Origin of the sequence: Mesorhizobium sp. M2A.F.Ca.ET.043.02.1.1 (genome assembly GCF_003952405.1) — a bacterium.
Classification (GTDB): domain Bacteria; phylum Pseudomonadota; class Alphaproteobacteria; order Rhizobiales; family Rhizobiaceae; genus Mesorhizobium.
In genome coordinates, this window is sequence record NZ_CP034445.1 from 2,292,862 (window position 1) to 2,319,537 (window position 26,676).

A 26,676-nucleotide genomic window follows, 5' to 3' on the forward strand; every position below is an offset into this window, starting at 1 on the left:
CTTGATTTACATTAAGATTTCGTTGGTGGCGGGGGCGGTCCGATACCAGCAGCAGCCTTGCGCGGTGTCCCGTTCCGGGCTGCAACGACCGGGCTTCGGCCCGAGCGACGTCTTCTCGCCGCCGCAACCGTGCCGAAGAGGGCTACGAGCTGGCGACGAGAGTGCGGTACCGCGCGGTCACCAACGCAATGATTGCCAGGTGAAGCAGGACCGCGAGAGCTGCGCCGATCAAGTGCGGGAGAAGACCTGCTGTCCGGCCGATCGTCCAGATCGTAACGACGCTCAGCGGCAAAAACAAAAGGACGCTGGTGACGAGGCCGGGATTGTATTTGCGCAATCGCGCCGACGTGACGAGATGCGCGAGCGCATTGACGATCATGACATAGGGAGCAACCAGGCCCCAAGCCGGTCCCCACAGCAAGGCCGCGTAAAGGGCCAGCAGGTTGATGCCCCAGACAAACGGGAGGTTGATGACGAGAACCGAGGCGACGGTAAGGGCGTCGCGGCCGCCGAAGACATGCTCGTTGGCGAATTTGCGGAACCGGTCGCCAGTGTGCTCCTCGACCTGATGGACCATGTAGACCGGGCTGTGCAGGAAGATCAGGAACACCGGCAGCGGAAGCGGGACCACCGGCGCAACCGCAACAAGCGATGCTGCCATGAACCCTGCGCCGACGACCCAATAGTCCGCTAGCCAGCGTTGCAGTTTAAGCATTGATTCCCGCCCTCCTCGGTCAGTGATCCTGACGCACATCGCCAGAGCTATTCAAGTGCGTGGACGCCTTGGCGCTCCGTGACCATGTCGGACATTGACTGCCGCGAGTGCCCCTGAGACAGTCAATGGAAGATGCGCGTCTCCGAAATTTGGGACTCCGTCGGCTCGGACACCCGTTGCGCCGTCGGGCCTTCCCTTCATCAGAGGTGGAAACGCGCGCCCGAGAGGCGGCCGTGAGCGAACCTACACAGCGAATAGTTGCGACCAACGGCATCCGCCTTAACATCGCGGAGCACGGAGACGGGCCCCCGGTGCTGTTGTGCCACGGCTTTCCCGAATCCTGGTATTCCTGGCGCCATCAGTTGAGCGCGCTTGCGGCGGCGGGCTTTCACGCCGTCGCCCCCGACATGCGGGGCTATGGCAAGAGCGATCGGCCGGAGGCGATCGACCAATACACGCTCTTTCATCTGGTCGGCGACATGGTGGGCCTTCTCGACGCCCTTGAAGCTCCCAGCTCCGTCATCGTCGGCCACGACTGGGGCGCGGTCGTCGCCTGGCATGCGGCGCTGCTGCGACCGGACCGCTTCCATGCCGTCATCGGCCTCAGTGTGCCGTTCCGGCCGCGCGCCAACGCGCGCCCGACCAGCCTCATGCCGCGAACGGCGGAGTCCCAGTTCTACCAGCTCTATTTCCAGCAACCCGGCATTGCCGAGGCGGAGCTGGAACGAGACCCGCGGGCCACGGTGCGCGCCATGCTTTACGCGGTGTCGGGAGACGCTTCGGACGGCGGCGCCGGAATCGCCATGGTCCCGCGCGGCGGAAGCCTCCTGCAAGCAGCCGAGGTTCCTGCAAGCCTGCCGCACTGGCTCAGCGAAAGCGACATCGATTTCTACGCCGGCGAGTTCCAGCGCGCCGGCTTCGCCGGAGGTCTCAACTGGTACCGCAACATCGACCGGAACTGGGAACTGATGGCGCCCTTTGCGGGCGCGCGGATCAAGGTTCCCGCGCTCTACATGGCAGGCAATCGCGACCTGGTGGTCGCCTTCCCCGGCATGGATCAACTGTTGGCCAATCTCAGGAACTTCATCCCGCAAATCCGCGATACGCTGATGCTGCCCGGCTGCGGGCATTGGACCCAGCAGGAGCGCCCGGACGAGGTCAACGCCGCGATGATCGAATTCCTGCGGAGCTTGCCGAACCGGGGCTGATCCAAGCGAAGCGAGTATCGGCTCCGACACGGAAGGTCGGGCGTGCCGCTCGGCAAGCGACTCGCCCGGTTCAAGTCAGGCACTATCCTTAGCCCGGTAGGCGTCGGGAATGACGAAGACCTCGTCGGCGCGGCCATAGCCCCCATCGGGAACCTCCTCGATCAGCACCATGGTGTGGGGACGCACACCTTCGCCGAAATAGTCGACGAACATCTGCGTGGTCTTGTGGATCAGGTCCTCCTTCTGCGCCTTCGTGAGGGCCGCCTCGGGCATCTTGAAGTTGGCAAAGGGCATTTCCAGGTTCCTTTCGGGTTGGGTTCAGGGCTTTGGATGAAGGAGGTCAGCAAGGCCGATGCGCTCCAGAAGCTGGGCGCGGACGCGGTCGGCGACACCGTTGACGATGGCCGCGCCGTCGTCGGACGGATCGATATGGACGCGGAACGGCCGGCGGCCATGCGGCATCGCCACGAGATCGACGATGGCCTCTGCGACCTTCGAGGGATCGGCGTCGGCAGGCTCCAGGCCGGCAAGACCCTTCAACGCCTGGTCGTCGACGCCGGCGTAAGGTCCCGACCAATAGGCGGCGGCGCGTTCGGTATCGGCGGGCTTGCCGGAATGGGCGAAATGCTCCGTGCCCTTGGTGAAGGCGCCCGGCACCACGATGCTCGTCTCGATGCCGAAACGGGCAAGCTCCAGCGCGTAGCTCTGCGCCAGCGCATCCATGCCCGCCTTGGCGGCGAAATACGGCGCGAGGAATGGCGGCGTGCCGCCGCGCGTGCTGCTCGATCCGACCCATATCATCAAGGCCCGGCCAAGCGAGCGCATGGCGGGAAGGACTGCCCGGTTGACGCGCTGGGTCCCCAGCACATTGACGTCATAGAGCTGCGCCAGTTGCTCCGGTGTGAAGGCCTCGGTCGGTCCGAACACCATATGGCCGGCATTGTGGATGACGACATCGATCCTGCCGGCTTCCGCGAGGATGGTTTCCACGGCCGCTTCGATCGACGGTTCCGACAACACGTCGAGCGCGATGGCGCGGATCGCCAGGTTCTCCTCGCGGGCCAGTCTTTCGACCTCGGCCGCCGGGGCGCCGCCCCGCCCCTGCGGATCGCGCATCGAGGCATAGACCCGGTGGCCGGCCCTGGCGAGAGCCTTCGCGGTCATGGCGCCGAAGCCGCTCGATGCGCCGGTGATGAGAATTGTCTGCTGCATGGTAGCCTCAATCCTTCAGATCGCGCCGCCATTGGCGCGGATGATCTGGCCATTGACCCACTGGCTGTCCGGGCCGGCAAGGAAGGCGACGAGCCCGGCGATGTCGTCGGGCTGGCCGAGGCGGCCGAGCGGGATGAGCCTGGTGATTGCCTCGATCTGCGCGGCGCTCTTGCCGTCGGTGAAGAGTTCGGTGTCGACCGGGCCGGGCGCGACGGCGTTGACCGTGATGCCGCGCGGGCCGAGCTCCTTGGCAAGGATATGCGTCATCGCTTCGACGCCGGCCTTGGTCGCGGCATAGACGCCGTAGGCCGGCTGGTAGAAGCCCACGACACTTGAAGAAAAGTTGATGATACGGCCACCATCGTTCAAGCGCGTTGCAGCTTCGCGCATGCCGCGGAACGTGCCGCCGAGATTGATGGCGAGCTGCCGTTCGAATGCAGCGTCGTCGGTGTCGGCGATGGGCGACAGCCGCATCATACCGGCATTGTTGACGAGGATGTCGGCCTTGCCAAAGGCCTTTTCAGCCGCGTCGAACAAGGCGGCCATGCCGGTCGGTTCGCCGATGTCGGCCTGGACCGCGAGAGCGGTGCCGCCGGCAGCCTCGATGGCCGAGACGACCTCGCCGGCCGCGTCCTTGCCGCGCGTATAATTGACGATAACGGCGATGTCGTCCTGGGCGAGCCGCTTGGCGATCGCGGCGCCGATGCCTCTCGATGCGCCTGTCACGATCGCGGTTCTTGTCTTTTGCATGATCGGTCTCCGTTCGTTTGTTTGGTGTGGAGCCCATATAGATCGCCCTGTCTTCCGGATAATCGGCCGGCTATTGACAGCAGTATTCGAATAGAGCGAACAATTGGCCATGGATCGATTGGACAGGATGCGGCTGTTCGTGCGCGTGGTGGAGCGGCACAATTTCACCGCGGCCGCAGCCGATCTCGGCCTGCCACGCTCGACCGCGACCGAAGCGATCCAGCAACTGGAGGAGCATCTGGGGGCAAGGCTGCTGGACCGCACCACGCGCCATGTCGCCACGACGCTCGACGGGCAGGCCTATTACGAACGCTGCCTGTCGATCCTTGGCGAGGTGGAGGATGCCGAGGCCGGGTTCCGCAGCGCCGAGCCGCGCGGCCTGTTGCGCATCGATGCGCATCCGCTGCTCACGCAGCGCTTCCTGCTGCCGCAACTGCCGGCCTTCCTCGAACGCCATCCCGGCATCGATCTGCATATCGGCCAGGGCGACCGGCTGGTCGACCTGGTGCGCGAAGGCGTCGACTGTGTCATTCGCGCCGGTGAACCGCAGGACAGCGGCATGATCATGCGGCGGCTGGCGATGATCGAAGAAATCACCTGCGCCAGTCCCGCTTACTTGAAGCGCCACGGAACGCCGACATCGCCTGACGCGCTGGAAGGCCACCAGGCCGCGGGTTTCGTCTCCTCGCGCACAGGCGAGGTGCTGCCGCTGGAATTCACGATGGGCGCCGGCCTGCGCCAGGTAACATTGCCGGGCCGGGTCCGTGTCAACAACTCCGACACCGCGGCCGATCTGGCGCGCCTGGGCTTCGGGCTTCTGCAGGCGCCACGCTACCGGCTCGAAAAAGACCTGGCTGACGGGACGCTGGTGGAGGTTCTCAAGGATTTCCCGCCGACGCCGACGCCGTTGTTCGCGCTCTATCCGCAGAACCGCCAGCTCGCGCCGCGGCTGCGCGTCTTCCTGGAATGGGCGTCCCGCATCTTTGCCGAGGCAAGAGTGTAAACATCGGCGGCGTCACCGCTGAAAACCGTGGCGGCTTTGAGCGAGCCGGTCGCTTGATGGGCAAACCACCAAGCCATTGTACCCATTCGCGCGCAGGACCGTTGACAAGCCTGCGTCCACTCGTGTTCTATTTCGCAAGCGCACAATTCCCGCGTAACACATCGCGTCCGGCATTGCCGGGCAAGGGCAACATGGCCTCGCCGCGTCTCGTGAAAGCATGGGATGCGTGTGGGGCCTTTATTTTTTGAGGTCCGGGTGAAGACGTTCAGGGTCGGCATCCTCTATTCGACCACCGGTCCCTACGGGGCGATCGGCCGCGACTGCCGCGCCGGCGCCGAATTTGCCATCGAGGAGCTGGAGAAGGCCGGCAGCGCCGTGCGCATCGAGCCGGTCTTCGGCGATCCGGGCGGCCAGCCGGAGCGTTACCTCGATCTGATCCGCGCCATGCTGCGCGACGACCAATGCCGCAATGTGATCGGCACCATCACCTCCCTGTCGCGCAAGGACGTCATCCCGCTGGTGGAGAAATATGACGGGCTGCTCTGGTACATCTGCCCCTACGAAGGCTTCGAGGCCAACGAGAACGTCATCTACACCGGCGCCTGTCCCAACCAGCATCTGATACCGCTGTTCGACCACATGCTGCCCCGCTACGGCAAGCGCGTCTATCTCGCCGGCGCCAATTATGTCTGGGGCTGGGAGATGAACCGGCTGGCGCGCGAGCTTCTCACGCGCGCCGGCGGCGAGGTGCTCGGCGAGCGCTATTTGCCGATCGAGGAGACCGATGTCAGCCTGCTGATCGCCGATCTGGAGCGCCACCGGCCCGACTTCATCTTGAACAACATGATCGGCCCGTCGAGCTACGCCTTCCTGGCCGCTGTGCGCCGGTTGGCGGATCGCGATCCTGCCTTCGCGCCGGAACGCTGCCCGGTGCTGAGCTGCGACCTGACGGAATGCGAGCTCGGCGAGATCGAGCCGGGCACAGCCGTCGGCCAGCTCTCGACAGCCTCTTACTTCGAAAGCCTGGCGTCGCTCGAAAACCGGATTTTCAAGCAGCGCGTCGCCGCCCGTTTCGGCACCGGACGCCGCGTCTCCAGCTTCTTCGCCGGCGCTTATGCGGCGGTGAAGCTCTGCGCCGAGGCGATCACCGAGGCCAATCGCGATGACCCCGCCAGCGTGCGCGGCTTCCTGCACGCCGGGCCGCGACAGACTGTGCTCGGACCCCTCGCAATCGACCCGCGCACCAATCATGCGGCCCTGCCTTTCCATCTCGGTCGCATCAACGAACAGTCCGGCTTCGACGTCATCGCCTCGCATGGCGCGATCGTCGCCGATCCCTATCTTGTCGGCACGCTGGCCAGCCAGCCCGTCCCGCATCTGAGGGTCGTGCAATGACGCGGACGCCCAATTTCGTTTCCTGGCGCGCCGCGATCCTGCATCGCGCCGACGACAATATCGAGCGCCTGAAGCGTCAGCTCGAACGTCTCGGCGTGACCGTCCTGGTGCAGTGGAAGCCGCTCGATCTCACCGAAACGCCAGCTGACATCGTCCTGGTCGACGCCGACCAGGGGTGGAATGATCTCTTGCCATGGGACGGGGACGAGGCGCCCGTTCCGGTGGTCGCGCTGCTCGGTTCCGAAGCGCCCGGCCGCATCGCCTGGGCGCTGGGCAAGGGCGCCGGCGCGCTCATCGCCAAGCCGGTCACCGCCTCCTCGGTTTATCCGGCGCTGGTGCTTGCCACGCACGCCCACCATGAGCGAACCGCCGTCAAGGCGCGCATCGCCGGCCTGGAGGAGCGTCTGCGGCTGAGACCGATTGTCTACGACGCGATGCGCTCGATCATGGCCGCGCAAGGCGGCGATGAGACCGGCGCCTATCGCACGCTCTGCCGCCTTGCCATGCAGCGCCGGCTTGCCGTCGAGCACGTCGCCGCTTCCATAGTTGCCGGGCATGAGCCCGTGCCGCGCGCGATGTAGGCCGCTGGCATGCGGGTTCTGCACGAACTGACAAGACGGCCTTCCGCCCTTTTCGGGCTGATCGTGGTCGTGCTCGTCCTGCTGGCGGCAATCTTCGCGCCATGGATCGCGCATTTCTCGCCGGACGACCAGCTTGCCGACGGCCTGTCGCTCGAAGGCGCGCCGCTGCCGCCTGGCGGCGACCATCTGTTCGGCACCGACACGCTCGGCCGCGACCTCTTCGCCCGCGTGCTGTTCGGCGCCCGCACGTCGCTGATCATCGGTCTCGTCGCCAACGGCGTCGCCGTCGCGATCGGATTGCTTGTCGGGCTGCTCGCCGGCTATTTGCGCGGCGCCGCCGGCAACCTGCTGATGCGCTTCACCGACCTGATGATGGCCTTTCCGGCGCTGCTGCTCGCCATCGCGCTCGCGGCGCTGCTGAGACCCAGCCTGTGGATCGTCGCCATGGTGATCGCCCTGGTGAACTGGGTGCAGGTCGCCCGCATCGTCTACACCGAAACGCGCGGCCTGGTGGAACGCGACTTCATCGTCGCCGAGCGTTCGCTGGGCGCCGGCAATGGCCGCATCATCCTTCTGCACATCCTTCCCCACCTGATGCCGACCGCGATCGTCTGGGGCACGCTCGGCATCGCCACCACGGTGCTGCTCGAGGCGACGCTGTCCTTCCTCGGCATTGGCGTGCAGCCGCCGCAGCCTTCCTGGGGCAACATCATCTTCGAGAGCCAGAGCTATTTCCAGGATGCGCCCTGGCTGGTGTTCATCCCCGGCGCGATCATCCTCGCCACGGCGCTGTCCTTCAACCTGATCGGCGACGCGCTGCGCGACATCCTCGACCCGACCCAGCGCGGGAGGCTGTGACGATGGCCTTCTTCCTTGCCCGCCGTCTCGTCCAGGCCGTGCTGATCCTGCTCGGCGTCGCCGCCATCACCTTCCTTCTGCTCTATTTCCTGCCGGCGGACCCCGCCGTGCTGATCGCCGGGCGCTCCGCGACGCCGCAGATGGTGGCCGCCATCCGGCATGAGCTTGGCCTCGACCAGCCTCTGGTCATGCAGTTCCTGCATTATGTCGGCAACCTGCTGCATGGCGATCTCGGCCGCTCCTATACGCAGAAGACCGAGGTGCTGCCGCTGATCCTGGCGCGGCTGCCGGCGACGCTCATCCTCATGGCCGCCGGCATCGTCGTCGAGGTCGCGCTCGGCCTTACCTTCGGCATCATCGCAGCGGTCCGGCGCGGCGGCTTCGTCGACCGCTCGGTGATGATGCTGTCCTTCGTCGGCGTCTCGTCGCCGCAATTCGTCGTGGCGCTGCTGCTTCTCTATGTCTTTGCCGCCACGCTCGGCTGGTTCCCGATGTCCGGCTTCGGCACGGCGCGGCATGTCGTGCTGCCGGCGCTCACGCTCGGCGTGCTCGGCGCCGGCTGGTATGCGCGCATGGTGCGTTCCGCCATGATCGAGGTGCTGCGCCAGGATTATGTGCGCACCGCGCATGCCAAGGGGCTCAGCGGCCGTCGCGTCGTGCTCGGCCACGCGCTGCCCAACGCGCTGTTGCCGATCATCGCCATGGTCGGCATCGACATCGGCCAGTTCATGAGCGGCGTGGTCGTGGTCGAGGCCGTCTATGGCTGGCCCGGCATCGGCCAGCTCGCCTGGCAGGCCATCCAGCAGGTCGACGTGCCGATCATCATGGGCGTCACATTGGTCTCGGCCCTGGCCATCGTGCTCGGCAATTTGCTCGCCGACTTCGTCGCCCCGTTCGTCGACCCCCGCATCCGCAGCCAATAACCAACAAGACCAACAGAGGAGTGAACTCAATGAACAAATTCGTCAGAAAGATGGGCCTGGCGGCCTTGCTCGCCACCTCGGCCCTGGTGCCCGTCGCCTTCGCCGACACGCCGACCAATGGCGGCGACATCATCGTCACCTACAAGGACGACATCGCCACGCTTGATCCAGCCATCGGCTATGACTGGCAGAACTGGTCGATGATCAACGCCCTGTTCTCGCGCCTGGTCGACTACAAGCCGGGCACGACGGAACTGGGGCCGTCGCTCGCCGACAGCTACGACGTCTCCGACGACGGCAAGGTCTATACGTTCAAGCTGCATCCCGGCGTCAAGTTCACCAACGGCCGCGCGGTGACGGCGGCGAACGTCAAATGGTCGATCGAGCGCGCCGTCAACCCGAAGACGCAAGGCCCGGGCGCCGGCTTCTTCCACTCGATCGTCGGCGCCGACAAGATGACCGCCGGCACCGCCGAGACGATGGAGGGCATCACGGCGATAGACGACCATACAGTGAAGTTCACGCTGTCGCAGCCCGACGCCACCTTCCTCAACGTGCTGGCGCTCAACTTCGCTTCCGTCGTGCCGAAAGAGGCGGTGGAAGCCGCCGGCGGCGACTTCGGCAAGCATCCGGTCGGCTCCGGCGCCTTCACGCTGAAGGAATGGACGATCGGCCAGCGCCTCGTCTTCCAGAAGAACCCCGATTATTTCATCAAGGACCGGCCGCATGTCGACTCTTTCACGATCGAGATCGGCCAGGAACCGCTGGTGGCGCTTTTGCGCCTGCAGAAGGGCGAGGTCGACATTGCCGGCGACGGCATTCCGCCGGCGAAATATCTGGAAATGAAGAAGTCGCCCGAGTTCGAGGGCATGATCGTCGACCGCCAACAGCTGGAAACCAGCTACGTCACTTTGAACACGCAGGTAAAACCCTTCGACAACGCCAAGGTGCGGCAGGCCATCAACATGGCCATCAACAAGGACCGCATCGTGCGCATCATCAACGGCCGCGCCACGCCGGCAAGCCAGGTGCTGCCGCCGCTGATGCCGGGCTACGACCAGAACTACAAGGGCTATGCCTACGATCCCGAAAAGGCCAAGGCGCTGCTTGCCGAGGCCGGGTTGAAGGACGGCTTCTCGACGCAGATCTACACCTCCAACACCGATCCGCAGCCACGCATCACGCAGGCGATCCAGCAGGATCTGGCGGCGATCGGCGTCAAGGCCGAGATCAAGGCGGTGGCCAATCCGAACGTGATTGCCGCCGGCGGCACGCAGAGCCAGGCGCCGATGGTCTGGTCCGGCGGGCTCGGCTGGATCGCCGACTTCCCGGATCCGTCCGACTTCTACGGGCCGATCCTCGGCTGCGGCAGCGCGGTTGCCGGCGGCTGGAACTGGTCGTGGTACTGCAACAAGGACATCGACGCCCGCGGCCAGGCGGCGGACGCCCTGCCGGTGCCGGCCAAGGCCGAGGAGCGCAACAAGGCCTGGGCGCAGATCTTCACCGACATCCAGACCAATGACGCGCCCTGGATTCCGGTCTTCAACGAACGCCGCGTGGTGGCCAAGGCCAAGCGCATGGGCGGCCCGGATGAGATCTATATCGATCCGACCCGCGTCATCAATTACGAAGCGATCTATGTGAACAAATAGGCCGTCTCATTTGCCGGTGGCGGACGTCCAGCCCGCCGCCGGCCGCCTTTCAATGATGCCGCCGAAACGGGAGGGCGGCTTGCCAAAAACAAACGAGAAGCAACAACCATGTGCGTGAAGTGCGACTACACCATTCATCGCGCCAGCCACCATTTCGGCTGGAACTGCGATTTCGAGCCGGCGCTGACGGCCAGGCCGGGTTCGACCATCCATTTCGAGTGCCTCGATTCCGGCGGCGGACAGTTCGACGCGAACTCCACGGTCGAGCATGTCAAGACGTTGGATTTCGGCAAGGTCAATCCGGTGACCGGACCGGTCTATGTCGAGGGCGCAAGGCCCGGCGATGCGCTGAAGATCACGCTGCGCCATTTCGAACCGTCGGGCCTCGGCTGGACCGCCAACATTCCGGGCTTCGGGCTGCTCGCCGACCAGTTCAAGGAGCCGGCGCTGCACATCTGGAAATATGATGCCGCCTCGATGGCGCCGGCGCTCTATGGCCCGGGCGGGCGCGTGCCGCTGAAACCTTTTGCCGGCACCATCGGCGTGGCACCGGCCGAACCCGGCCTGCATTCTGTGGTGCCGCCACGCCGGGTCGGCGGCAATCTCGACATCCGCGATCTCGCCGCCGGCACCACGCTCTATCTGCCGGTCGAGGTCGAAGGCGCGCTGCTCTCGATCGGCGACACCCACGCCGCTCAAGGCGATGGCGAGGTCTGCGGCACAGCGATCGAGAGCCGCATGGACGTCGAGGCGACGATCGAGCTGGTCAAAGATGCGCGGCTGGAAAGCCCGCGCTTCACCACGCCGGGACCGGTGACCCGCCATCTCGACGAGGCGGGCTACGAGGTCACCACCGGCGTCGGACCGGACCTGATGACCGCGGCGCGCGAAAGCGTGATGCGCATGGTCGACCTGCTCGCCGCCGACCATGGGCTGAAGCCGGTCGACGCCTACATGCTCTGCTCGGTCTGCGGTGACTTGCGCATCAGCGAGATCGTCGACATGCCGAACTGGGTCGTCTCGTTCTATTTTCCGAGGATCGTCTTCAATTGATGGCGGATGGTTCCGGGCGAGGAAGAGATGCTGTCCTGACCGTCGAGAACCTGTCGGTGGACGCGCTGACGCCGCAAGGCGCAAGGCGCGTCATCGACGGCATCAGCTTTGCGCTGGCGCCGGGCGAGACGCTCTGCCTTGCCGGCGAGTCCGGCTCGGGCAAGTCGGTGACGGCGCTTTCGATCATGCGCCTGTTGCCGCGTGCCTCGCTGCGCATCGCCGGCGGCGACATCAGGCTCGAACGCCAGTCGCTTCCGCGCCTGCCGGAGCGCGCCATGCGCGACGTGCGCGGCGGCGAGATCGCGATGATCTTCCAGGAGCCGATGACGTCGCTCAACCCGGTACACTCAATCGGTGCGCAACTGACCGAGGCGATCCGCATCCACCAGGGCGCGGAAGCTTCAAGCGTCGAGCAGCGCGCTCGCGACATGCTGGATGTCGTGCATATCAGCGACCCGGCGCGACGCATGAAACAATATCCGCACGAGCTCTCCGGCGGCATGCGCCAGCGCGTCATGATCGCCATGGCGCTGTCCTGCCGGCCGAAAGTGCTTCTGGCCGACGAGCCGACGACGGCGCTCGACGTGACGGTGCAGGCGCAGATCCTGAAGCTGATGCGGGAACTGAAACGGGAGTTCGGCACCGCCATCATCCTCATCACCCACGACATGGGCGTCGTCGCCGAGATGGCCGACCGGGTGGCCGTCATGCGCGATGGACGGATCGTCGAGGCGGGCCCCGTGCTCGACATCTTCGAGCGGCCGCAAGCCGACTACACCCGCGAACTGCTCGCCGCCGTGCCGCGCCTCGGCGCCTTCGCGGGAACCGACGCACCGCCCCGGGTCACGGCCACCTCCCGACCGCCGGTCCCAGACGGGGAAGCGCCCGTGCTTTCGGTGAAGAAGCTTGTCGTCGATTACGGCGCCTCCTCCAGCCTGTTCCGCCGCCGCGCCTCGGAAGCGCCGGCGGTGCAGGATGTCTCCTTCGAGATAAGGCCGGGCCGCACGCTCGGCCTCGTCGGCGAGAGCGGCTCCGGCAAGTCCACCACCGGCAAGGCCGTGCTCGGCCTTGTTCCTTTCGCCGGCTCGGTGATCATCGGCGGCACGTCCATTCACGGCCTCTCCGCGGCCGCGATGCGGCCGGTGCGCCGCGCCGCGCAGATGATCTTCCAGGATCCCTACGCCTCGCTCGACCCGCGCATGACAGTGGGAGCCGCCATCGCCGAGCCGCTCGTCATCCACGGCATCGGCAGCAGGGACGATCGGCGCGAACGAGTGGCCTCGCTTCTTGCGCGGGTCGGACTCGAAGCCGATCACGCCTCGCGCTATCCGCACGAATTTTCAGGCGGCCAGCGCCAGCGCATTTGCATCGCACGCGCCCTGGCGCTGGAACCGAAGCTGATCGTCGCCGACGAAAGCGTCGCCGCGCTCGACGTGTCAGTGCGCGCTCGCGTGCTCGACCTGATGCTGGAGCTGCAGGAGACGCTGGGCCTAGCCTATCTCTTCATCTCGCATGACATGGCGGTGGTCGAGCGCATGAGCCACGACGTCGCCGTCATGCGCGCCGGCCGCATCGTCGAAGCCGGCCCGCGCCGCGCGGTGCTGTCGTCGCCGCGGGAGGATTACACGCGCGAACTGATCGCCGCCGTGCCCATTCCCGATCCACGCGCCGCGAACGTGCAGAACTGACGTCGTCCCGACGCGTCGCCGCGCTCATACCGCCGCCCGTTCCGCGGCTGGACGGCGGCGGAGGCTGGCGGTGGTCAGAGCCGGTGGATTGTATGCGGCCTCGTTCAGGCCGACATCGGTGCCGGGCGGAACGATCCGGTCGATGCGGTCGAGGACGTCGTCGGCCAGGGGGATGTTGGCGCCGGCAAGCAGGTCGTCGAGATGCTGCATGGTGCGCGGGCCGAGGATCGCCGATGTCACGCCGGGATGCGCCATGACGAACGCCATCGCCATGTGAGTGAGGGACATGCCGGCTTCGGCCGCCAGCGGAATCAGCTGCTCGACCACATCGAGGCTCCGCTCATCGGACATTTGCCTCGGCATGAATTTCGCTCGTATGCCGCCCTCGGGCAGCGGCTGCCCCTTGCGGTAGCGGCCGGTAAGCAGGCCTTTGGACAGCGGGCTCCAGACCAGCACGCCCATTCCGTAGCGCTGACAGGTCGGCAGCGTGTCGCGTTCGATGCCCCGGTCGAGGATCGAATAGGGCGGCTGCTCGGCGCGGAAGCGCGCGAGGCCGCGCCGCTCCGCGACCCACTGCGCCTCGACGATTTCGGAAACCGGGAAGGTCGAGGAGCCGATGGCACGCACCTTTCCCGCCCGCACCAGGTCGGTAAGCACCGAAAGCGTCTCTTCGATGTCGGTGTCCGGCGAAGGACGGTGGATCTGGTAGAGGTCGATGTAGTCCGTCTGCAGGCGCTTGAGCGAGTCCTCCACCGCATGGGTGATCCAGCGCCGCGAATTGCCCTGCCTGTTGGGATCATCGCCCATCGGGCCGTGGACCTTGGTGGCAAGCACGATGCTGTCGCGGCGCCCCTTCAGGGCCTTGCCGACGATCTGCTCGGATTCGCCGGCGCTGTAGCGATCGGCGGTGTCGACAAAGTTGATGCCGAAATCCAGCGCCTTGTGGATGATGCGGATCGCATCGTCATGATCGGCATTGGCTATGCCGCCGAACATCATTGCGCCCAGGCAATAGGGGCTGACCTTGATGCCGGTTCGTCCGAGCGTACGGTACTGCATGGCTATTCTCCTTGAATTCGACGCGCCGCCAAGCGGCCTGCGGCAGAAGCTGCGCTGCCGACCATGTTCGATCTGCCGTCACCAAGGGATCGTCACATTTTCCCATCTTGTGAACGTCCCCGAGGGACCCTCCGGACCGAGCAGGGCGACACGGACCACCTCGCGCGAACCGTCCTCGACCGACTCCGTTCCGCCGTAGTTGTTGAGGTGGGTGCGGGTGTAGGCCGGCGAGACCAGGTTGACCTTGATGCCTGTCGACTCGAGCTCAATCATCATCGCGAGCGTTATGGCGTTGAGCGCCGTCTTGGAGGCCGGATAGACCGGGCCGAACAACGCGCGATAGCCGAAGGCAGGGTCGGCGTTGGAGGTCAGCGAGCCGACGCCGCTCGACACGTTGACGATGCGGGCATCCGCCGACCGGCGCAGCAGCGGCAGCATTGCCTGGTAAACGGCAAGCACGCCGAAGACGTTGGTCTCCCACACGGCGCGTACTTCATCGAGGGAGACGTTGCTCGGGCGGGTCAATCTGGCATGGTCCTCGACCGTCGCGTCCGGCCGGCGTCCGGTGTTCGAAATCGCGGCATTCTGCACGAGCAGGTCGAGCCGGCCGAATTCGTCGCCGATACGCGCCGCCGCGGCGGTGATCGAGTCCTGGTCCGTCACGTCGAGCTGCAGCGCAATGGCGCCCGGTCCGATCTCGCTCGCCGCCGCCTCGCCGCGCTCGAGATTGCGCGATCCGACAAGCACGGTGACCCCGTTTGCCGCGAGTTCCTTTGCGACCTGCAGGCCGACTCCTTGATTTGCTCCAGTCACCAGCGCGATACGAGTGTCCGGCATGATCGTCTCCTGTCGTCCGATTGATTGTCACAGCCGCCGCATTGCACTATGTTGGCGGATACGGAACAGTGTTCCGATTCACAAATACGGAACATTGTTCCGTTTTTCAAGAGGTATTTGGTGAGCGGGAAACGGCACAATGAGGTGGCGGAGGGCGTTGACCGGCGCGTGCGGGTCGACGTCCAGCGCAACCTCGACGCGCTGCTGCAGGCGGCCAAGGCGGTGTTCGCGACCTCAGGCGTCGATGCGCCGGTGCGCGAGATCGCCGAGAAGGCGGGGGTCGGGGTCGGTACGGTCTATCGGCACTTCCCGCGGCGCTCCGATTTCGTGGCTGCGGTGTTTCGTCGTGAAATCGATGCCTGCGCCGCCGCCGCGCCTCTCCTCGCGGCCAGCTATGAGCCTGGCGAGGCTTTGTTGAAATGGATTGAGCGCTACGTGGCCTTTATCGCGACCAAGCGCGGGTTGGCCGAAGCGCTGCATTCGGGAGATTCCGTCTTCGAACCGCTGCCGCTGTACTTCCAGCAGAATCTGGAGCCCGCCCTCGGCCAACTGCTTCATGCCGCGGCGACCGCGGGGGAAATCCGGGGCGATGTCGATGCAGGGGACCTGCTCAACGCCATCGCGAGGCTGAGCGGCGCCGATCAAGCCCAGCGCATGGTCGCCCTGCTGGTCGACGGCCTCCGCTATGGCAAGAAAGCATCTTCAGGCGTCCGATAGCCTGTCGTCAGCTGTTGCGCGTGGCGACAAAAGTCGCGGCCTCCTTGAGCAACCCTGCCTGCTCGCCATAGGGATCGAGCAGCGCATGCGCCTGGTCGATCAGGCCGTGGAGCTGGCCACGCACCCAGTCGGGGCCGTGCAGCGAAGCGAGCGTCGCCTTTCCGGCGGCGGCGTCCTTGTTCGTCGCCTTGCCCATCTGCTTGGCGTCGGCGGTCAGGTCGAGCAGGTCGTCGGCGAGCTGGAAGGCAAGGCCGATCGCGGAGCCGAATTCGGCCAGCCGCTCGCGGTCGGCCGCCGGCGCGCCGGCGACGATCGCGCCGGCCTCGCAGGCGAAGCGGATCAGCGCGCCGGTCTTCATCGCCTGCAACGTGATGATGCCGGCCTCGTCCGGCCGGTTGCGCTCAGCTTCTAGGTCGAACATTTGGCCGCCGACCATGCCGCCGGCGCCGGCCGCGCGCGAGAGCGCCAGCACGAGCGCCACCCGACGGTCGGCAGGCAAGGCTGTCGCCTCGTCGGCAATGATGTCGAAAGCCAAAGTCAGCAACGCGTCGCCGGCGAGGATGGCGGTGGCCTCGTCGAAGGCCTTGTGCACGGTCGGCTGGCCGCGCCGCAGATCGTCGTCGTCCATGGAAGGCAGGTCGTCATGGATCAGCGAATAGCAATGCACGCATTCGAGCGCCGCGGCGACGCGCAACGCCGCGTCATTGTCGGCCGAAAACAGCGCGGCACTTTCCATGACCAGGAAAGGCCGCAGCCGCTTGCCGCCGTTGAGCACGCCATGCCGCATCGCCGCCATCAGGCGCTCGGGCCGCGCGATCTCACCGGTGAGCGGACGCACGTCGAGAATCCGGCGCAGCTCGGTCTCGACGGCAGCGGCGCGCAGGAAAAGCGCGGTTTCGAAGGCGATCTGGTCGTCTTTGCTCATGGCCGGGACCGGTAGCCGACACTCAGACATTGCGCAAGCAGGCGCGCGCCTTTATGCCGGAGGGGGCGAGGCACGGGTGGGACGGCTTGACGGAACCGATCGTCGAACATGGAAGCGAAGGGCTGGACATGGCGCGCTCGCGGCGCCTGAGCCGCGCCAGTCTGAGGCGCATCGGCCGGCGCTGCCTGGTCGTCGCGCTCGTGCTGGCGGCCATTCCGGTCGTGCTCACCTTCCTCTACCTGCCGTCCTTCGTGCATCCGGTCTCGACCCTGATGCTGAAGGACCTCGCGACCTTCTCCGGCTACGACCGGCGCTGGGTGTCGATCGATGACGTGGCGCCCGTGCTGGCGCATTCGGTGATCATGTCGGAAGACGGGCAGTTCTGCTTCCATCGCGGCGTCGATCTGGGCGAATTGCGCGGCGTGGTCGATGACGCGCTAGCCGGCGAGGCGACGCGCGGCGCCTCCACCATCACCATGCAGACGGTGAAGAACCTTTTCCTGTGGTCGCGGCCGCTTGGCAGCGTGCGCAAGGTCGTCGAGCTGCCTTTGGCCGTCTATTTCGATGCGGTGATGTCGAAGCGGCGGATCATGGAGATTTATCTCAACATCGCCGAATGGGGGCCGGGCATCTACGGCATCGAGGCTGCCGCCCGGCATCATTTCGGCGTCTCGGCCAAGCAGTTGTCGCGCAGGCAGGCGGCCCTGCTCGCCGTCAGCCTGCCCAACCCGATCGCGCGCAATCCGGCGAAGCCCGGGCCGGGACTGAGGCGGCTGGCCTCGCTGATCGAGCGGCGCGCCAGCCGGTCCGGCGCCTATGTCGGATGCCTGGATTAGGGCGTGATCCCGAAAAGTGGGACCCGGTTTTCGGAAAAGATCACGCTCCAACGAAGACTTGGACCAGGACGGCGTTTCGACGAAACGGCATCCTGATCCAAGCGAAGCGGCGCCGGCTCAAAAAAATTCGCGGCCAGCGCTGGCCAAAACGGCGCAAGGCGTGTATAGGCACCCGACTTTCTCAGATTATGGCCTCGATGCGGCCCTTTCGCGAGGGTTGCCGGGGCATTTTGACCATGTAGTGGAGCATATCCATGGCCGTTCCAAAAAGAAAAACCTCTCCGTCGAAGCGCGGCATGCGCCGCTCGGCCGACGCCCTCAAGGCCCCGACCTATGTCGAGGACAAGAACTCCGGCGAGATGCGCCGCCCGCACCACATCGACCTGAAGACCGGCATGTATCGCGGCCGCCAGGTTCTGGAGCCGAAGGAAAGCTGAGAGGCTTCCAAGGTTTGCGACTTTCAAAAGACCGGCCCCTGGCCGGTCTTTTTGTTTTGGCGCCCTGCCGGTCCGCCGACTGGTGCCGAAGTCGGCATGAGGTGGCTCCTCCAGAGATCGCGCCTGGAGGGGACGTAATGTCAGCCGGCAACCGGCTGACATCGTTATTTCATTAGGTCTTACAGCGTGTTCGTCGCCGCGGCGAAAAACCTTGACGGCGCGCTTGCCGCGGATTTTACAAAAGGGGGTGCCCTGATTGGAGTCGCCCAGATGTTCGGTGCCATCCCGCTGCTGATCATGCCTTTTGTCCTCTACAATCTCGGCCTGCTCGGATTGTTCGGCGGCGGCGACGACCCCTGGATGACCGAGATGTTCTCCTTCCGCATGATGTCGGGCGGCGTCTTCTCCATGACGCTCGGCGACCTGATGGTGCTGATCGGGCTGATCTTTCTGTTCGTCGAGATCTCGAAATCGGTGCGCACGACCAATGCCTCGATCCTGGATCACCTTCTGTCGACGCTGGTCTTCATCGCCTTTCTCGTCGAGTTCCTGCTGGTGAAGGGCGCGGCGCACTCAGTCTTCTTCACGCTGATGATCATCGCGCTGTTCGACGTGCTGGCCGGCTTCTCCGTGTCGATGCGATCGGCAAGCCGCGACATCAATCTGAACTAGCCCCGGCACGGAAGTTCAGACGGGCTGCTCCCGTTGCCGGATGGCATGCGTTGACGATTGGCGGAGACCTCCGGCTCGCGCGCACCACGGCAGCGTGACAGATTCCGGCTGCCAACGCGGCCTCAACCTGTCAAGATCGCCTGACCGCTGAACCAGATCTTCACCTGCCCTCGTATCTCACCGCATGAACCTCATCGGCGCCGCGCTCCTCTTCCTCATCGCACTCCTCTTTGCCCTGGCCGGCATCACCCGCGCCGGCGTCTGGCTGATCGAGCGGCGCAGTCCGCCGGCCGGCGAGTTCGCCGAGGTCAACGGCGCGCGCATCCATTATGCCCATATCCCGGCACCTGCCGGCGCCGACCTGACGCCGCTCGTCTTCATCCATGGCGCCAGCGCCAACCTCAAGGACCAGATGCTGCCGCTGAAGCCGCTGCTCGAGGGCCGCGCCGAGATGCTGTTCCTCGACCGCCCGGGCCTCGGCTGGTCGCGGCGCGGCAACAACGAAACTCTGGCCGCGCAGGCCGATACGATCGCGGCGCTGATAGACCGCCTCGGCATTGCAAAGGCCATTGTCGTTGCGCATTCCTTCGGCGGCGCGATCACCACGGCTTTCGCCCGCCAGCATCCAGAAAAAACAGCGGGTCTCGTCTTCGTGTCACCGGCCACGCATCCCTGGCCGGGCGGCGCGACCGCCTGGTACTACAAGCTCACCGCCATGCCGGTGGTCGGCTGGCTGTTTTCCGAAACGCTCGCCTATCCGGCCGGCATGCTGCGGATCGGCGATGCGACGGCTTGCGTCTTCTCCCCCAACACCCTGCCGGACTTCTACCTCCAGAACGCCTCGATCCCGCTGGTGCTCAGGCCATCCGCCTTTCGCGCCAACGCCCGCGATGTCGCCCAGCTCCACGACTATGTCCGGGCCGCCTCTCCCGCTTACCGGGAGATCAAGGCGCCGACCGTCGTCATCTCGGGCGACCGCGACAAGGTGGTCTACGCGACGATCCACTCCGTCGGCCTCGAGCGCGACATTCCCGGCGCCGAACTGGTTTGGGTCCGCAATCTCGGCCACAAGCCGGACTGGATCGCACCCGATCTCGTGGTCGGCGCGATCCGGAAGGTCGCGGGCGAAGATGTCGATCTACAAGCGCTGGCCAAGGCCGTGGAGGGCCGGATTGCCGGCGACCCCTACAAAGACGGCAAGTGCCCCGACATCAAGGTGCCCGACGCCGAGCTCGCGCCGGGCCGATGAGTTGCGTTGCTGTCGCCAAGCAGCCTTAGACTAGGTCAGCGCCGACTTCGCAGACCAAGCCTCAGCGGTTAGTGAGTCTCAGACCCGATATACGCAATCCGCAGCATATTGGTCGATCCGGGTGTCCTGAGCGGGACGCCGGCCGTGATGATGACGCGGTCGCCAGGCTTGCCGAAACCTTCTTCCAGCGCGATCCGGCAGGCCCGGTCGACCATGTCGTCGAGGTCGGTAGCATCCTCCGAAACCACGCAATGCGTGCCCCACAGCAGCGACAGGCGGCGCGCCGTGCTGAGGATCGGCGACAGCGCCACGATCGGCACCTGTGGGCGCTCGCGCGCGGCGCGCAGCCCGGTCGTGCCGGACGCGGTGTAGGAAATGATCGCCGATAGTTTCAGCGTCTCGGCGATCTCGCGAGCGGCCAGCGAAATGGCGTCGGCCCCGGTCGCCTCGGGTTCCGAACGCTGCGCGTTGATGATGCCGGCATAGGTCGGGTCGGTTTCGACCTTGGTGGCGATGCGGTTCATCATGCCGACAGCTTCGACCGGATAGGCGCCGGCCGCGGATTCGGCCGAAAGCATGATCGCGTCGGCGCCCTCGAACACGGCGATCGACACGTCGGAGACCTCGGCGCGGGTCGGCACCGGCGCGGTGATCATCGATTCCAGCATCTGTGTGGCAATCACCACCGGCTTGCCGGCGCGGCGCGCGGCGCGCGTGATCTGCTTCTGAATGCCGGGCACGGCTTCGATCGGCATCTCGACGCCGAGATCGCCGCGGGCGACCATCAGCGCATCGGAGAGATCGATGATTTCGGGAAGCCTGGCCACCGCCTGCGGCTTCTCGATCTTGGCCATGATCAGCGCCCGCCCGCGCGCGATCTTGCGCGCTTCCGCCAGATCCTCCGGCCGCTGCACGAAGGACAGCGCCACCCAGTCGACGCCCGTGGCAAGCACCGCGTCGAGATCGGCGCGGTCCTTGTCGGTCAGCGCGCCGACCGGCAGGTCGGTGTCGGGCAGGCTGACGCCCTTCTTGTCGGAGATTCCGCTACCGGCAACGACGGTGCAGGTGATCGACTTGCCGTCGGCCTTCACCGCCTTCAGCTCCAGCTTGCCGTCATCGATCAAAAGTCTGTGACCGGCCTCGACCGAGCTCAGGATTTCGGGATGCGGCAGGTACACGCGCTTCGACGTGCCGGGCTCGGGATTGTCGTCGAGCGTAAAGGTCTGGCCGACAGTCAGCGCTTCCTTGCCGTTGGAGAACTTGCCCACCCTGAGCTTCGGACCCTGCAAATCGGCGAGGATGCCGATCGGCCGGCCTACGGCGGCCTCGACGGCGCGGATGCGCCCGACCAGCGTGCGCATCAACTCGTGGTCGGTATGGCTCATATTGATGCGGAAGACATCGGCGCCCGCTTCGAAGAGCTTCTTCAGCATTTCCTCGGAGGAGGAAGCCGGACCGATGGTGGCGAGGATCTTGACCTTGCGGTTGCGTCTCATTGACTGTTTGTTCCCGGAGCGGGGGTCGCTGGCGCGCCTCCCGTTGCGGGCTCGTCGGTCAGCTGGACCATCCAGCTGGCCTGCTCGCCCGTGTCATATTCTTGGAATCCGGCGCGTTGGAAGCCCCGAGCGACGCAATCATTCACGCCGGCGATCTTGAACTCTTTTTCGGCGACGCACATGTTGATCGGGCCATCCCAGCGCCCGCCACGCTCGGCGTCTTCTGCATAAAGATAGTAAAACCTTGATGACAGCGGACCCTCGATCAGCGTCTTGCAGGTCGATCCTTCGATGTGCCACCAGCCCTCGGTGATCCAGCCGGCCTTGGCGCGATAGCCGATGCCGACGCCCACCAGATTTTGCGTTGCGTTGCAAACGCGGAAGTCGGCCCGGGCCGGCGAGGTCGCGGCTATCGCGAAAAATCCCGCGCCGACGATCAGCAACGGCAGGGCCAGGCGCTTGCGCAGCCGGCCGGCAAAACCCATCGCAGATCCCCTTGCGAACCACATTTGCATCTCTCGAAGCCCCTTTTCAGCAAACTCCGGTCGCATGTCAACGCGCCGTTTTGTTCAATTCCAATCGATTTAGAAGGGCCCGTCGCGCAAATTCTCCCCGCGCTGGGGATTTTTTGCGGAAACCTTGGCCAAACAACGGCATTGCGCCGGCGTCTTCTTCGTGGAATGACGATACCACATCGCAGCCGCCATCTCCTTTTCAGCCGATGACCCGATCCACAGTTTTCACGCCGTTCGACATTGTCGAGGGCGACCGCAAGAAGGGCGTCGTGCTTCTGGCCGACCACGCCCGCCGCGACCTGCCGGAGGAATATGGCAGCCTCGGTTTGCCGGCATCCGAATTCGACCGTCACATCGCCTATGACATCGGCGTCGAGACGGTGACGCGCGAGCTCGCGACCGCGCTCGACGCGCCGGCGGTGCTGGCCGGCTTCTCGCGGCTGTTGATCGACCCCAACCGGGGCGAGGGCGACCCGACCATGATCCGTCAGCTCTATGACGGCACCGTGGTGCCGGGTAACTATCCGATAGCTCCGGAAGAGCGCGAACGGCGGCTCGACCGCTTCTACAGGCCCTATCACGACGCCGTCGGCGCGATGATCGCCTCCGTGGCGCATGCGTCGGGCAAGGCGCCGTTCATCTTCTCCGTCCATTCCTTCACGCCGGTGATGCAGGGCTTCGTCCGCCCCTGGCATGTCGGCGTGCTGTGGGACCGCGACGACCGCGTGGCGCGGCCGCTGATCGACATGTTGGCGCAGGACAGGTCCCTCGTCGTCGGCGACAACGAGCCCTATGACGGCGCGCTGCGCGGCGACACCATGTTCCGCCACGCCATCGTCAACGGCTACGCGCATGCGCTGATCGAGATCCGCCAGGACCTGATCGCCGACCGCGCCGGGGCGCTTGCCTGGGCCGAGCGGCTGGCGCCCATCGTTGACGCCATCGACCGCCGTGCCGATATACATCAGGTGAAGATGTTCGGCTCGCGCACCGGGCCGGTGTGAGCAGACGACAGTCTAGGAGTTTTCCGAGATGACCGACCTCAGCGACGACCAGAAGCGCGACTTCGAGGCCGCGGCTTTCCGCCGGCTGGTGGCGCATCTGCGCGAGCGCGGCGATGTCCAGAACATCGACCTGATGAACCTCGCCGGCTTCTGCCGCAACTGCCTTTCTAATTGGTATCGCGAGGCCGCCGAAGCCGAGGGCGTGGCGCTGTCGAAGGATGCATCGCGCGAGATCATCTACGGCATGCCCTATGCCGAATGGCAGGCGCTCAACCAGACCGAGGCTTCAGAAGCCAAGAAGGCAGAGTTCGAGGCCAAGCGGCCGAAGGATCACTGAGCCTGCCGAACGCCTTCGCGACTTCGTCATTCCAGGGCGGAGCAAGGAGCGAAGCGACGCGCGCAGACCCTGGAATCCATGCCGTTACGACTATCGAAGAGTGCAGCGGTCCAGAATATGATCGTAGTGCACCCCGGGGATGGTTTGCGTCGTAGCGGCGCTTCCAGGTCACGGAATGGATCCTCGGGTCTGCGCGCGTCGCTTCGCTCCTTGCTCCGCCCGTGGATGACGAATGGAGGGGCGATTCTACTAATCTCCAAAGCGGCAGTATGCCTAGAACAGAACCAATCCTCGGTCGCTCCCTTGGTCCAAGCACTTTCTTTGTTCAGTTCTTGACTACAAATTGAATCGATCTAATTTGCCGCTCGAAATCCACCGGCGCACCAGGTTCGAAGAATGACCTTGCAAACCACGATGCAGGCCGCAACACGCGGCCGCTGGGCCGTCGCCGGTATCTTCCTCGCCAATGGTTTTCTGACCGGCAGTTGGGCGCCGCAGATCCCGGTGTTCCTCACCCGGCTCGACATCAATCGGTTCACGCTCGGCCTGCTGATCCTTTTGTTCGGCGTCGGCGCGGTCATTGCCATGACATGCTGCGTCCATCTCATTTCCAGGCATGGCTCGCGCAGCGTGACGCGTTGGTTCGGCCTCTGCGGCAGCTTCGGCCTGCTGATCGTGGCGCTCGCGCCCAACGTGCCGCTGGCGGCGGTCGCCATGCTCATCTTCGGCGGTTCGATCGGCGGCATGGATGTCGCCATGAACTCGAATGCCGTAGTGGTGGAAAGAAGGCTTTCCCGGGCGATCATGTCCTCCTCGCACGGCTTCTGGAGCCTCGGCGGCTTCGCCGGCGGCGCGCTCGGCGGCTATTCGATCCAGAACTACGGCTATCTTTCCCATGCCGTCGCGGTCACGGTGATCGCCTTCGCCGTGATCGCCTTCGCCATTCGCTATCTCATCGCGGAAGACCGGCCGCAGGCTGTCGAGCATCAGAAATTCACGCTGCCGCGGCACACCGCCGTCTATCTGGTCGGGCTGATGGCGCTGCTCACTATGATCTCCGAAGGCGCGGTGCTCGACTGGGCGGCGCTCTTCCTGCATCAGGAACTGGGCGCCGATCTCGCGGTCGCCGGCCTCGCCTATGCCGCCTTCTCCGGCGTCATGGCGCTGATGCGCTTCCTGGGCGATGGCGTGCGCAACCGCTTCGGCGCCGTGTCGACGCTGCGCGGCTCGGCCCTGGTCGCTGCTGCCGGCATGCTGGTCGCCGGCCTCTCGTCCTCGCCTTACCTCGCCATCGCCGCCTTCGCCTTTTGCGGCTTCGGCATCGCCAACATGGTGCCGATCCTGTTCTCGGCTGGCGGCAACCAGGAAGGCATGTCGTCCGGCACCGGCATGAGCGTCGTCACCACCATGGGCTATTCCGGTATATTGGTGGCGCCGTCGGCGATCGGCTTCGTCGCGGAGCATTCGAGCTTCGGACCGATCTTCATTGCGCTTTCCGGGCTGCTGGTCGTCGTGCTCCTGATGGCAGGGCTCGCTCACCGCGCCGAATTCGCTCCCGAACCCGTGCCGGCCGAATAAAGCTTCAGCCCCTCATGCAGGAAATCCGCCACGCGGCGGATGCGCATGCTGGTGCGCACGTCGCGATGCATCGTGAGCCAGACAGGCAGGACCGGCAGCGGCACATCGGGCAACAGCTTTTCCAGGTCCGGATCGCGGTCGGCCAGCGGCTCCTGGCCGAGGCCGATGCCGTTGCCGGTCCGCACGGCTTCCCACAGCACGATCTGGTTGTCGGTCCTAAAGCGGAAATGGCTGCGGCCGACCGGAATGCCGAACGACGTGAAGCCGCGAATGATCTCGTCGCTGCGGTCGAAGCCGACCAAGGCGTGATCGGCGAGGTCGGCGGGTTTTTGCGGCCGGCCGCACCGGTCGAGATAAACGCTCGCCGCGCATAGGCAGAGCGGAATGTCGGTGACCTTGCGCGCCACCAGCTCGTTCTGCGCCGGCCGCACCATGCGGATGGCGATGTCGGCATCGCGACGCAAGAGATTCTCGACCTGGTTGGAGGCGACGATCTCGACCTCGATGCCGGGCTCCTCTTCGCCGAGGCGCGCCATCATGTCCGGCAGAACGAAGGCGGCGACCACTTCCGAAGCGGCGATGCGCACCGTGCCCTCGATCGCCTCGACAGAGCCCAGCGCCAGCAGCGAGAACGCATTGGCCTCAGCGCTGACCACCCGTCCGCGCTCGTAGAGCGTGCTGCCCGCCTCGGTCAGCTCGTAGCCGCGACGCCCACGCCGGAACAGCGTGACGCCGAGCGCGGCCTCCAGCTCGGCGATGTGGCGGCCGAGCGTCGGCTGGCTGGCCGCGAGCCGGCGCGCGGCGCCCGACAGACTGCCGGTCTCGGCGACTGCGACCAAACTCTTGATCAGGTTCCAGTCGAATTCCTTCATTCATTTTTGAATAACAGAACGCCGACTTCAGTCAATTTCAATTCGTCGATGAAGGCATCAGATTGCAGGGACAAACGCAAACCACGGAGAGAACAGATGACCAAGATCGCAATCCTCGGCGCCAACGGCCGGCTCGGCCGCGTGGTCGGCAAGGCCTTCATCGACGCCGGCTTCGACGTCCGCGCCGTCACCCGTACCGGCAAGGTTCCGGCCGAACTCAAGGACGCCACCGCGGTTGCCGGCGACGCACTGGATCGCCAGTCCCTGATCCGCGCCACCCAAGGCGTCGACATCATCTTCAACGGCCTGAACCCGATCTACACCGATTGGGGCAAGTGCATGCCGATGGCCGAGAACGTCATGACCGCCTGCCGTGAAAACGGCGCCCTGCATCTCTTCCCGGGCACCGTCTACAATTACGGCTCGCCGATGCCGCAGGTGATCACCGAAGCGACGCCGTTCCATCCGACCACCGAGAAGGGCCGTATCCGCTGCGCCATGGAAGACCTGTTTCGCGGCGAGGCCGAAGCCGGCCGGGTCCGCACCATCGTCCTCAGAGCCGGCGACTTCTTCGGCGGCACCGGCAGCGGCTCCTGGTTCGACCTTGTCGTCGCCGCCAAGATGGAGAAGGGCGTCTACACCGCGCCCGGCCCGGCCGACCTGACCCATGAATGGGCCTACCTGCCGGACTTCGCCGTCGCCTTCGTCGGCCTGGCGAAGAACCTCGACAAAACGGGCTTCTTCGAAGCCATCAACTTCCCCGGCCACGCCATCACCGACCTCGACATGAAAGCGGCAGCCGAGAAGGCGCTGAACCGCAAGCTGAAGCTCTCCTTCATGCCCTGGTGGGTGCTGCGCGCCGGCAGCCCGTTCGTCGCCATGTGGCGCGAGATCGTCTCAATGTCCTATCTGCGCTACGAGCCGCACCGGCTGGTTTCGACGCGGCTGGAAGAGATCATCGGCGAAATCCCGCATACCCCGCTCGATGAGGCGGTGAAGGAGGCCTTGCAGGATATCGGCATCGCCGTGCAGCCCTCGCGCCTGGCCGCTTGATCAAAAGCTCCAACGAAAGATGAAACGGCCGGGTTTCAAAGCCCGGCCGCA

General features: G+C 65.4%; 28 protein-coding genes. 18 read left to right on the plus strand and 10 right to left on the minus strand.

Annotated features, from left to right (window positions below):
* Positions 1-142: 142 nt before the first annotated feature.
* On the minus strand, positions 143-715 hold the full coding sequence (locus EJ068_RS10945) for an HXXEE domain-containing protein (protein ID WP_127251042.1): 573 nt from the start codon (positions 713-715) through the stop codon (positions 143-145).
* A gap of 125 nt (positions 716-840) precedes the next feature.
* Here EJ068_RS10945 and EJ068_RS10950 point away from each other — a divergent pair, with 125 nt between their 5' ends.
* Positions 841-1,923 carry an alpha/beta hydrolase gene (locus EJ068_RS10950; RefSeq protein ID WP_348628717.1) on the plus strand — a complete coding sequence of 361 codons (1,083 nt, stop codon included), beginning with the start codon at positions 841-843 and terminating at the stop codon, positions 1,921-1,923.
* 75 nt (positions 1,924-1,998) lie between these two features.
* On the opposite strand, the gene EJ068_RS10955 is transcribed toward EJ068_RS10950, so the two are convergent.
* From EJ068_RS10955 to EJ068_RS10965, 3 genes are read right to left on the minus strand one after another with little or no spacing between them, the layout of a single operon-like run.
* Positions 1,999-2,217 (minus strand): 4-oxalocrotonate tautomerase family protein, encoded by a 219-nt coding sequence (locus EJ068_RS10955; protein ID WP_126080807.1) that lies wholly within the window; start codon positions 2,215-2,217, stop codon positions 1,999-2,001.
* A 24-nt stretch (positions 2,218-2,241) separates the two neighbouring features.
* On the minus strand, positions 2,242-3,135 hold the full coding sequence (locus tag EJ068_RS10960; RefSeq protein ID WP_126080806.1) for an SDR family oxidoreductase: 894 nt from the start codon (positions 3,133-3,135) through the stop codon (positions 2,242-2,244).
* Positions 3,136-3,150: 15 nt separating this feature from the next.
* Entirely contained in the window at positions 3,151-3,885 is a 735-nt protein-coding gene (locus tag EJ068_RS10965) for an SDR family oxidoreductase (RefSeq protein ID WP_189342631.1), read from the minus strand.
* Between the two features lie 109 nt (positions 3,886-3,994).
* On the opposite strand from EJ068_RS10965, the gene EJ068_RS10970 reads away from it, so the two are divergent.
* From EJ068_RS10970 to EJ068_RS11005, 8 genes are all read left to right on the plus strand, one after another.
* A complete protein-coding gene (locus EJ068_RS10970) occupies positions 3,995-4,888 on the plus strand; it encodes a LysR family transcriptional regulator (protein ID WP_127251043.1) in 894 nt (297 codons plus the stop codon).
* A 255-nt stretch (positions 4,889-5,143) separates the two neighbouring features.
* Positions 5,144-6,283, plus strand: coding sequence for a transporter substrate-binding domain-containing protein (locus EJ068_RS10975; protein WP_245463398.1), 1,140 nt, complete (start codon positions 5,144-5,146; stop codon positions 6,281-6,283).
* Positions 6,280-6,864, plus strand: coding sequence for an ANTAR domain-containing protein (locus EJ068_RS10980; RefSeq protein WP_127251045.1), 585 nt, complete (start codon positions 6,280-6,282; stop codon positions 6,862-6,864). The genes EJ068_RS10975 and EJ068_RS10980 overlap by 4 nt, the downstream gene beginning before the upstream one ends.
* 9 nt (positions 6,865-6,873) lie before the next feature.
* Complete coding sequence (locus EJ068_RS10985; protein ID WP_127251046.1) at positions 6,874-7,722, plus strand: ABC transporter permease; 849 nt, start codon at positions 6,874-6,876, stop codon at positions 7,720-7,722.
* A gap of 2 nt (positions 7,723-7,724) precedes the next feature.
* A complete protein-coding gene (locus EJ068_RS10990; RefSeq protein ID WP_126064051.1) occupies positions 7,725-8,645 on the plus strand; it encodes an ABC transporter permease in 921 nt (306 codons plus the stop codon).
* 29 nt (positions 8,646-8,674) lie between these two features.
* Positions 8,675-10,297 (plus strand): ABC transporter substrate-binding protein, encoded by a 1,623-nt coding sequence (locus tag EJ068_RS10995; protein ID WP_127251047.1) that lies wholly within the window; start codon positions 8,675-8,677, stop codon positions 10,295-10,297.
* A 108-nt stretch (positions 10,298-10,405) separates the two neighbouring features.
* On the plus strand, positions 10,406-11,350 hold the full coding sequence (locus EJ068_RS11000) for an acetamidase/formamidase family protein (protein WP_127251048.1): 945 nt from the start codon (positions 10,406-10,408) through the stop codon (positions 11,348-11,350).
* Positions 11,350-13,038, plus strand: a complete 1,689-nt coding sequence (locus tag EJ068_RS11005; RefSeq protein WP_127251049.1) for an ABC transporter ATP-binding protein — start codon at positions 11,350-11,352, stop codon at positions 13,036-13,038. The genes EJ068_RS11000 and EJ068_RS11005 overlap by 1 nt, the downstream gene beginning before the upstream one ends.
* A gap of 24 nt (positions 13,039-13,062) precedes the next feature.
* Here the strand turns inward: EJ068_RS11005 and EJ068_RS11010 are convergent, their stop codons facing one another.
* The gene (locus EJ068_RS11010; protein ID WP_127251050.1) at positions 13,063-14,097 is read right to left on the minus strand and encodes an aldo/keto reductase; all 1,035 of its coding nucleotides are present in this window, start codon (positions 14,095-14,097) and stop codon (positions 13,063-13,065) included.
* Positions 14,098-14,175: 78 nt separating this feature from the next.
* Positions 14,176-14,934, minus strand: coding sequence for an SDR family NAD(P)-dependent oxidoreductase (locus EJ068_RS11015; protein ID WP_127251051.1), 759 nt, complete (start codon positions 14,932-14,934; stop codon positions 14,176-14,178).
* Positions 14,935-15,054: 120 nt separating this feature from the next.
* Here EJ068_RS11015 and EJ068_RS11020 point away from each other — a divergent pair, with 120 nt between their 5' ends.
* A complete protein-coding gene (locus EJ068_RS11020) occupies positions 15,055-15,651 on the plus strand; it encodes a TetR/AcrR family transcriptional regulator (protein ID WP_245463399.1) in 597 nt (198 codons plus the stop codon).
* Positions 15,652-15,658: 7 nt separating this feature from the next.
* Here EJ068_RS11020 and EJ068_RS11025 read toward each other — a convergent pair whose 3' ends face one another.
* Positions 15,659-16,576, minus strand: a complete 918-nt coding sequence (locus EJ068_RS11025; RefSeq protein WP_127251053.1) for a polyprenyl synthetase family protein — start codon at positions 16,574-16,576, stop codon at positions 15,659-15,661.
* A gap of 128 nt (positions 16,577-16,704) precedes the next feature.
* On the opposite strand from EJ068_RS11025, the gene EJ068_RS11030 reads away from it, so the two are divergent.
* The 4 genes from EJ068_RS11030 (at position 16,705) to EJ068_RS11045 (ending at position 19,770) form a co-directional block, all read left to right on the plus strand.
* On the plus strand, positions 16,705-17,412 hold the full coding sequence (locus tag EJ068_RS11030) for a transglycosylase domain-containing protein (protein WP_176480066.1): 708 nt from the start codon (positions 16,705-16,707) through the stop codon (positions 17,410-17,412).
* A 254-nt stretch (positions 17,413-17,666) separates the two neighbouring features.
* On the plus strand, positions 17,667-17,849 hold the full coding sequence (gene rpmF, locus EJ068_RS11035) for a 50S ribosomal protein L32 (RefSeq protein WP_006203806.1): 183 nt from the start codon (positions 17,667-17,669) through the stop codon (positions 17,847-17,849).
* 270 nt (positions 17,850-18,119) lie between these two features.
* Positions 18,120-18,521 (plus strand): hypothetical protein, encoded by a 402-nt coding sequence (locus tag EJ068_RS11040; protein ID WP_127251054.1) that lies wholly within the window; start codon positions 18,120-18,122, stop codon positions 18,519-18,521.
* Between the two features lie 184 nt (positions 18,522-18,705).
* Positions 18,706-19,770 carry an alpha/beta hydrolase gene (locus EJ068_RS11045; protein ID WP_127251055.1) on the plus strand — a complete coding sequence of 355 codons (1,065 nt, stop codon included), beginning with the start codon at positions 18,706-18,708 and terminating at the stop codon, positions 19,768-19,770.
* A gap of 68 nt (positions 19,771-19,838) precedes the next feature.
* On the opposite strand, the gene pyk is transcribed toward EJ068_RS11045, so the two are convergent.
* Together pyk and EJ068_RS11055 are read right to left on the minus strand one after the other, a co-directional pair.
* Positions 19,839-21,266, minus strand: coding sequence for a pyruvate kinase (gene pyk / locus EJ068_RS11050; RefSeq protein WP_127386250.1), 1,428 nt, complete (start codon positions 21,264-21,266; stop codon positions 19,839-19,841).
* Entirely contained in the window at positions 21,263-21,817 is a 555-nt protein-coding gene (locus tag EJ068_RS11055; protein WP_189342600.1) for a DUF1036 domain-containing protein, read from the minus strand. Before EJ068_RS11055 ends, pyk begins: the two co-directional genes overlap by 4 nt.
* 170 nt (positions 21,818-21,987) lie before the next feature.
* Here EJ068_RS11055 and EJ068_RS11060 point away from each other — a divergent pair, with 170 nt between their 5' ends.
* From EJ068_RS11060 to EJ068_RS11070, 3 genes are all read left to right on the plus strand, one after another.
* Positions 21,988-22,785 carry an N-formylglutamate amidohydrolase gene (locus EJ068_RS11060; protein ID WP_127252778.1) on the plus strand — a complete coding sequence of 266 codons (798 nt, stop codon included), beginning with the start codon at positions 21,988-21,990 and terminating at the stop codon, positions 22,783-22,785.
* A gap of 28 nt (positions 22,786-22,813) precedes the next feature.
* Positions 22,814-23,122, plus strand: a complete 309-nt coding sequence (locus EJ068_RS11065) for a DUF1244 domain-containing protein (protein ID WP_127252777.1) — start codon at positions 22,814-22,816, stop codon at positions 23,120-23,122.
* A 396-nt stretch (positions 23,123-23,518) separates the two neighbouring features.
* Positions 23,519-24,700, plus strand: a complete 1,182-nt coding sequence (locus EJ068_RS11070; RefSeq protein WP_129554533.1) for an MFS transporter — start codon at positions 23,519-23,521, stop codon at positions 24,698-24,700.
* Here EJ068_RS11070 and EJ068_RS11075 read toward each other — a convergent pair.
* Positions 24,658-25,572 carry a LysR family transcriptional regulator gene (locus EJ068_RS11075; protein ID WP_127252775.1) on the minus strand — a complete coding sequence of 305 codons (915 nt, stop codon included), beginning with the start codon at positions 25,570-25,572 and terminating at the stop codon, positions 24,658-24,660. The two genes, EJ068_RS11070 and EJ068_RS11075, sit on opposite strands and share 43 nt — an antisense overlap.
* Positions 25,573-25,668: 96 nt before the next feature.
* Between EJ068_RS11075 and EJ068_RS11080 the strand changes: the two genes are divergently transcribed.
* Complete coding sequence (locus EJ068_RS11080) at positions 25,669-26,625, plus strand: SDR family oxidoreductase (protein WP_128315658.1); 957 nt, start codon at positions 25,669-25,671, stop codon at positions 26,623-26,625.
* Positions 26,626-26,676: the final 51 nt, after the last annotated feature.